Origin of the sequence: Streptomyces sp. HSW2009, from assembly GCF_040240285.1 — a bacterium.
Taxonomy (GTDB): Bacteria; Actinomycetota; Actinomycetes; order Streptomycetales; family Streptomycetaceae; genus Streptomyces.
In genome coordinates this window covers 24950-30949 of record NZ_JBEHZD010000027.1, presented here as the reverse complement: position 1 = coordinate 30949, position 6000 = coordinate 24950, and the positions used below count along the sequence as shown (strand labels likewise).

The following is a 6000-nucleotide window of genomic DNA, read 5'->3' as shown; positions in this document are numbered from 1 at the left end:
CCCCCCCCCCCCCCCCCCCCCCCCCCCCCCCCCCCCCCCCCCCCCCCCCCCCCCCCCCCCCCCCCCCCCCCCCCACGCCCGTACGTACCGGGCCCACAGGCCCACCCGCGCCCGCGCCCGTAGCGCCGCCCGGGTCAGCGCTCACGCCCGCACCCGGGCCCGTCCGCGCTCCCCCGCCGTACGCCGCGCACAACTCCGCCCAGCGCGCGGCCTGTTCGGGGGTGCGCACGCCTCTGAGCCCGGCCAGTTTCAGCAGGTTCGCCTCGGCCGCGGTGCTGAGGGTCTGGGCCTCGCTGCGGTAGTGGTCGTCGATGAGCGCTTCGCGTTCGGCGGGGTTCATCGCCGGGGAGATGCGGGCGGCGATCTTGTTCATGTTGCGGTACGAGCCTTGCAGGCCGAACGGGGGCTCGGTGCGTGTGTCGTCCGTCTGCGCCGCCGACGCGATGTACGCGGTGTTGACCGCGAGGACCGTCTCGCGCGCGGCGAGCAGATGGGTGAGAACGGCGAGGACGCGATCGAGTTCGGCCGGTGCGTACGGGTGGGCCAGCCGGTCGCGCCGGGCCGTCGGGTCGCCGGCGGCGAGGCGGACCAGGAGCTCCAGGTCGGCGCGGTCGCGGCCGGCCAGCGGCGCGAGGACCGGGTTGGAGGTCAGCGCGTTCTCCACGAAGCTGAGCGCGAACGCCTCCTCCTTGCCGGTCAGCACGTCGCCCAGGTTCCACACGTCGGCCCGGTTGGCGAGCATGTCCGGGACCCGGAAGCGGCGACCCGACTCGGTGTACGGGTTGCCCGCCATGCACACCGCGAACCGCTTGCCGCGCAGGTCGTACGTGCGCGCCTCGCCGTCCCAGACACCCTCCATCGTGCGGGTCGCGTCGCACAGGGGGATGAACTTCTGGAGCAGTTCGGGCGAGGTGTGCTGGATGTCGTCCAGGTAGAGCAGCACATTGTTGCCGGCCGCCAGTGCGAAGTTGACCTTTTCGACCTCGCGCCGGGCCGTCGCGTTGGGCGCCTCGGCCGGGTCGAGCGAGGTGACGCCGTGGCCCAGCGCCGGCCCGTTGACCTTGACCAGGAGCAACCCGAGCCGCTCGGCCACGTACTCGACCAGCGTCGTCTTGCCATAGCCGGGCGGCGAGATGAGCAGCAGCAGGCCGTTGCTGTCGACTCGCTTGGCCTCGCCGGTGGCGCCGATCTGGCGGGCCAGGCTGTCGCCGATCAGCGGCAGGTACACGTCGTCCACCAGGCGGTTGCGGACGAAGGAGGACATCACCTGCGGGCGGTACTCGGCCAGCCGCAGCCGGTCGCGCTCGGCCGCGATGAGCTCGGCCCGGCGCCGCTGGTACGCACGGAAGCCCGGCACGACGCGGGCGGCGAAGTCCGTCGTACGGGCGTGGAACTCGTCAATGCGCAGGGTGAGTTCGCGGCCCGCCACCCGGGGGTGGGTGCCCAGCAACCCGGTGACCTGCGTCGACAGTTCCGCGTCCGGTACGTCGCGGCGCGGCAGCTCGGGGCAGAGCTCGATCGCCACGGCTTCGGCGAGGTCGCCGGGCCCGGCCCGCCCCACGTCAGGCCGCCCCACGTCAGGCCGCCCCGCCCCGGGTTGCCCGGCGTCAGACCGCCCCGCGCCAGACCGCCCTGCTTCGGGCTGCCCGGCGTCAGGCCGCCCCGCCTCGGCCCGCTGCGTCGCCGCGTACGCCGTCAGCCAGCCGTGCACCAGACGGTGTGCGCCGGCCGCGTCCCCGGTCGCCAACTGTTCGCGCACGTCGGCGGAGTAGGGGAGTGCTGCGGCGTCCGGGCCGGCGACCGCACGCCCGAACCCGTCGAGCAGCGCCCGCGCCGCCGGGCCGGTCACGAACGCGCCGCCGCGCGCCAACTCCTCCACGAGGTAGGTGGCCGCCAACTCAGCCAGCCCAGCAGACCCAGCCAGCCCACCCGATCCATCCAACCCTGCCAGGCCACCCGGCCGACCTGATCCACCTGATCCACCCGAGCCCGCCAAGCCGTCCGGCCCACCCGACTCACCCCATCCCGCCGAGCCACCCGAGCCACCCGAGCCACCCACCTCACCCAACCCCACAAGCGGCCCGGTCCGCAGAAACTCCCCCACCGCATGCGCAAGTTGCCGAGTCAGCAGCGTAAGACCCGGTGACGCCCCGAACGTCGCCCGGGCGCGGCTGAGTGAGGTCGCCTCGCGGGTCCACGCCGTGCGGGCGCCTTCCGTCGTGCCGTGGGTCCAGAAGAGGGCGGCCGTCGCGCGGGCCGCCGCGGGGTAGCGCAGCAGGTCGGCGCCGCGGTGCAGACGGAGCAGCGCGGTGAGGATCGCGGTGGCGTCGCGGTCGTGGACGCCGCGCTCGTACCCCTCGTCGTACGCCGCGTCCGCCGTCGCGCGGACCAGCGCGGCGAGGCCGTCGGGGGTAGCGGCGGACAGCGTCGCCGCGCCGTGTTCGGCGAGCAGTCGGGCCGCGAGGTATTCGGCGCGGTAGACGTCGGGCGACTCCGACGGCAGCGCCTGCTGCCAGTACGGGCGGGTCGCGGCGAACGTCGGGTCCGCGACCGGGGCCCGGTAGTCGGTGCCGGTCAGCGCGAAGGCCAGGGTGCCGTCCGCGGCCGGGACCAGCGTCAGCTCGGGGCTCTGGGTGCCGACCGCGAACCGGTGGGCACCGAGTCGGATGGTCGCGCCGCCGTCCGCGTACAGCTCCGTACGGTCCCGGAGCGCGCGCAACGCGTCCTCGCGCGCCGCCTTCAGCCGGCCCTCCAACTCTTCGGCGCGCAGCCCCTCGCCGGCGGATCGCAGCTCGTCCGCGCTCCGGCGGACCTTGGTGACCAGCGCGTCCGATGCGAAGAAGGTGGCGACCGACTCGCGGTCGGGCAGTGCGAGGGCCCGCCGGGCCACGGTCTCCAGGACCCGGCCGGCGGATTCGGCGAGCGCGGCGGCGCGCCGGGCCGCGGCGTCCTCCAGCGTCTGCCGGCGCGCCGCGAACGCGTCGCTGACCTCGGCGCGTCGTGCGTCGAGCTCGTCGCGGAACCCCTCGTGGTCGGCGAACCTGGCCTCCAGGTCAGCAAGTTGCAGCAGCAGCGCGGCGAGTTGGTCATCGCACTCGCGGGCCGTGGTGCAGCCGGCGAGCGCGCCGGCCACGGACTGGCCGAGCAGGGCGAGTTCGGCGGCGAACTCCGCCCGTCCCTCGCGGTCTGCCAGCTCCCTGCGGCGCGCGTCCAGCGTCGCCCTGGCCCGGTTGAGTCCCGCGGTGACCTCGGCGATCTGCTCCAGGACCGCGGTGCGCACGGTCGCGTCGTCGATGTCGAGACGGCCGATGACCTCGGCGACGTGCCGCAGCCCGGCCGTCTCCTGCGCCACCTCGGCCGCGATCGGCTCGGCCGCGGCGACCGTGTCGATCGCCTCGGCGTCCGCGGTGAGCCTGGCGGCCTGGTCCCGGTAGCCGGCGAACGCGTCAGCGCGCTGGAGGAAGGCGACGGCGCGGCGCGCGGTGGCGGCGATGTCGCCCGCCACGTCAGCGGCGAGCGCGTCGATCCGCTCGACGTCCGCGTACCGCATCTCCTTCAGTGTCTCCAACTTGCCTTGCGCCTGCCGCAGTTCGCCGATGCGGGCCACCCAGTCGGCGGCGGTCGCCGGGGACTCGCCGCGTACCCGGCGGACCAGTCGGGCGATGTGCGCCGCGCACTCGGCGAGCGCTTCGGCGGCCCGCCGGGTGAGGTCCTGCACGGCGGCGAACTCGGCCAGCACCTGTTCGGCCGTGGCCCGTACCTCGTCCAGCGGGGTGCGCAGATCGCCCACGTCCGGGTCGGCCAGCCAGTGGTAACGGTCGGCGGCCCGCCCGCAGGCGGCGACCAACGCCCGGTACATCTCGCCCGTCGGCGCGGTGTCCGCAACTTGTCGGGCCAGCGACAGGCACTCGGAGATGCCGCGCACCAGGTCGGCGTTGCCGATCCGGGCGAGCGGCCCGGCGCCGGCCGCGGCGCCGGCGGCGTAGGTGTCGGAGGTGTACGGGGTGCGCCAGAGCTGCACCGGGTGCACCCGCGCCGGCTCGTCGTCGGCCGGCGCCCGCAGCGCGACCAGCGTGCCGTCGGCAAAGAGCGCGTACCCCTGGCAGGCCAGCGGGGTGGCGATCTCCTCGCGGATGGTGTTGTACGAGAGCAGCAGGGTGTGACCGGTGTGCGGAGCCGTGCCGGGGTGAGGAGTGGTGCTGTGGGGTCCGGTGGTGCCACGGGGTGCGGTGGGGCTGTGGGACCCGGTGCTGCCGGTGGGGTGTGCGGTGGCGCCCGTGTCCTGGGCGTGGAACGCGTACAGCACGTCCTCGCCGTTCGGGGAGCGCACCGCGCGCTCGAAGACGAGCCCCGTGGTGTCCGCGTCGAAGGTCTTCACGGCGCCGGTGGCCAGGCAGTATCCGCCGGGGAAGACGATGCCCTGGCCGGCCGGGAGCCGCTGGCAGGACTGGCCGATGCCGTCGATGCGCCGCACGTCGTGCGTGACGGTGTGGAAGACCAGGTACCGCCAGTCCTCCTCCTTGTACGGGCGCACCCGCAGCAGCACCAGCGGCCCGACGGTGGCGTACGCGACGTCCGCGTCGGCGAGGGCTTGCAGCGGTTCGGCGACCGGCTCGCGGTAGACGCCGTCGCCGGTCTCGGTGTCGTTCTCGGTCTTCAGGGTGAGGGCGCCGCCGCCGGTGGCGACGTAGACCCGCCCGCCGTCGATCGCGATGTGCGGGAAGCGGCCCGGCACGTGGTCGTCGCGGGTGGCGGCCACCCAGGTCACGTCGTGCGGATCGGGGAAGACGTGGTCGCGCTCGCCGCGCGCGTCCAGGAACCTGGCCCGCCCGTCCGCCGCCAGCGACCAGCGCAGCACCCGGATGTCGGTGGGCTGCTCGCCGGTCTGGAAGACGGCCAGCAACGTGCCGTCCACGATCCGCAGCCGGCGCAGCCTGGCCGCCCGGTAGTAGCGGTGCAGCGCGGCGAACTCGCGCACGAACGCCGGGTCGTCGATGAGCCCGGGCGCGGCGCCGGCCGGCAGCGGGTTCAGCTCCCGGTCGTAGAGCGAGAACACCTCGCCGACGGCCGCGTCCCCGGATTCGGGCCCGGCCGCGACGGTCGCCCCGAACAGCAGCAACTCCCCGACGGCGACCACGTCCCTGGCCGTGCTCGGCCGCTCCGTACGCACCGGCTCGGTACCGGTCAGCGTCAGCTCGGTGGAGCCGAACTCCGCGACGCGCGATGCGTTGAGCGCATCGGCCCGCCGGGCCAACTCCCCCGCCCGCCCCGCCAGCCGCTCCCGCAACACCTCGTACGTGCCGGCGTCCAGCCCGCTTCCCGTCCCGGTCCCGGTCCCGGTCTCCATCGATTCCTCAACTCCTCATACGAACGGTGTGCGCGGGGACCCGCGGGGCGCGCCGTGGCGTGTGGCTGGCGGCGTGGGGGTGGGTGGCTGGCGCTGGGGTGTGGTTGGCGTGTGCGGCGGGGTGGCGCAAGCGGGGTGGTTGGGGGGCGCCATAGGTGGGTGGGTCGCGCAGCGGGGCGCGGCTTGGGTGAGTGGGGGTGGCTGGTGTGTGCGGGGTACGCGTCGACGGGGGCGGGGGGGGCCGACGGACCGCCGACACCCCGTCACGCCCCGGCCGCCCGGACGCCCCGGACGCACCGGATGCACCGGCGACCCCGCCGCCCCCTCACGCACCGGACGCCCCGACCCGTACGCCCCAACTCTCCATCCCCCACCGCAACCCGCAGCCGGGGCACTGCCGACCCCCGTCCGACAGCGCCCCGGGCCCGTAACCCACGGTGGCCAGCCCCGCGGGGGCGCCACTTCCACAGGGAACCGGCCCCGCGGGTAACCAACCCCGCGGGTAGCCACCCCGCACAGGGGAAGCCACCCCGCACAGGGAACCACCCACCCAGGGGAGCCCACCCCACGACCACGAGGCGAGCCCGGCGCCAGCCCGAAGCAGCAGCTACGAGGCGGGCGCGGCGCCAGCCGAAACAGCAGCTACGAAACAG

The 6000-nt window shown here is 75.2% G+C and carries 1 protein-coding gene; it reads right to left on the bottom strand.

The genetic code is table 11. The features are described from left to right. On the bottom strand, positions 1 to 5347 hold a 5347-nt coding region (locus tag AAHZ94_RS03925), incomplete at its 3' end, for a DNA repair ATPase (RefSeq protein WP_349990539.1). Between the last annotated feature and the right edge of the window lie 653 nt (positions 5348 to 6000).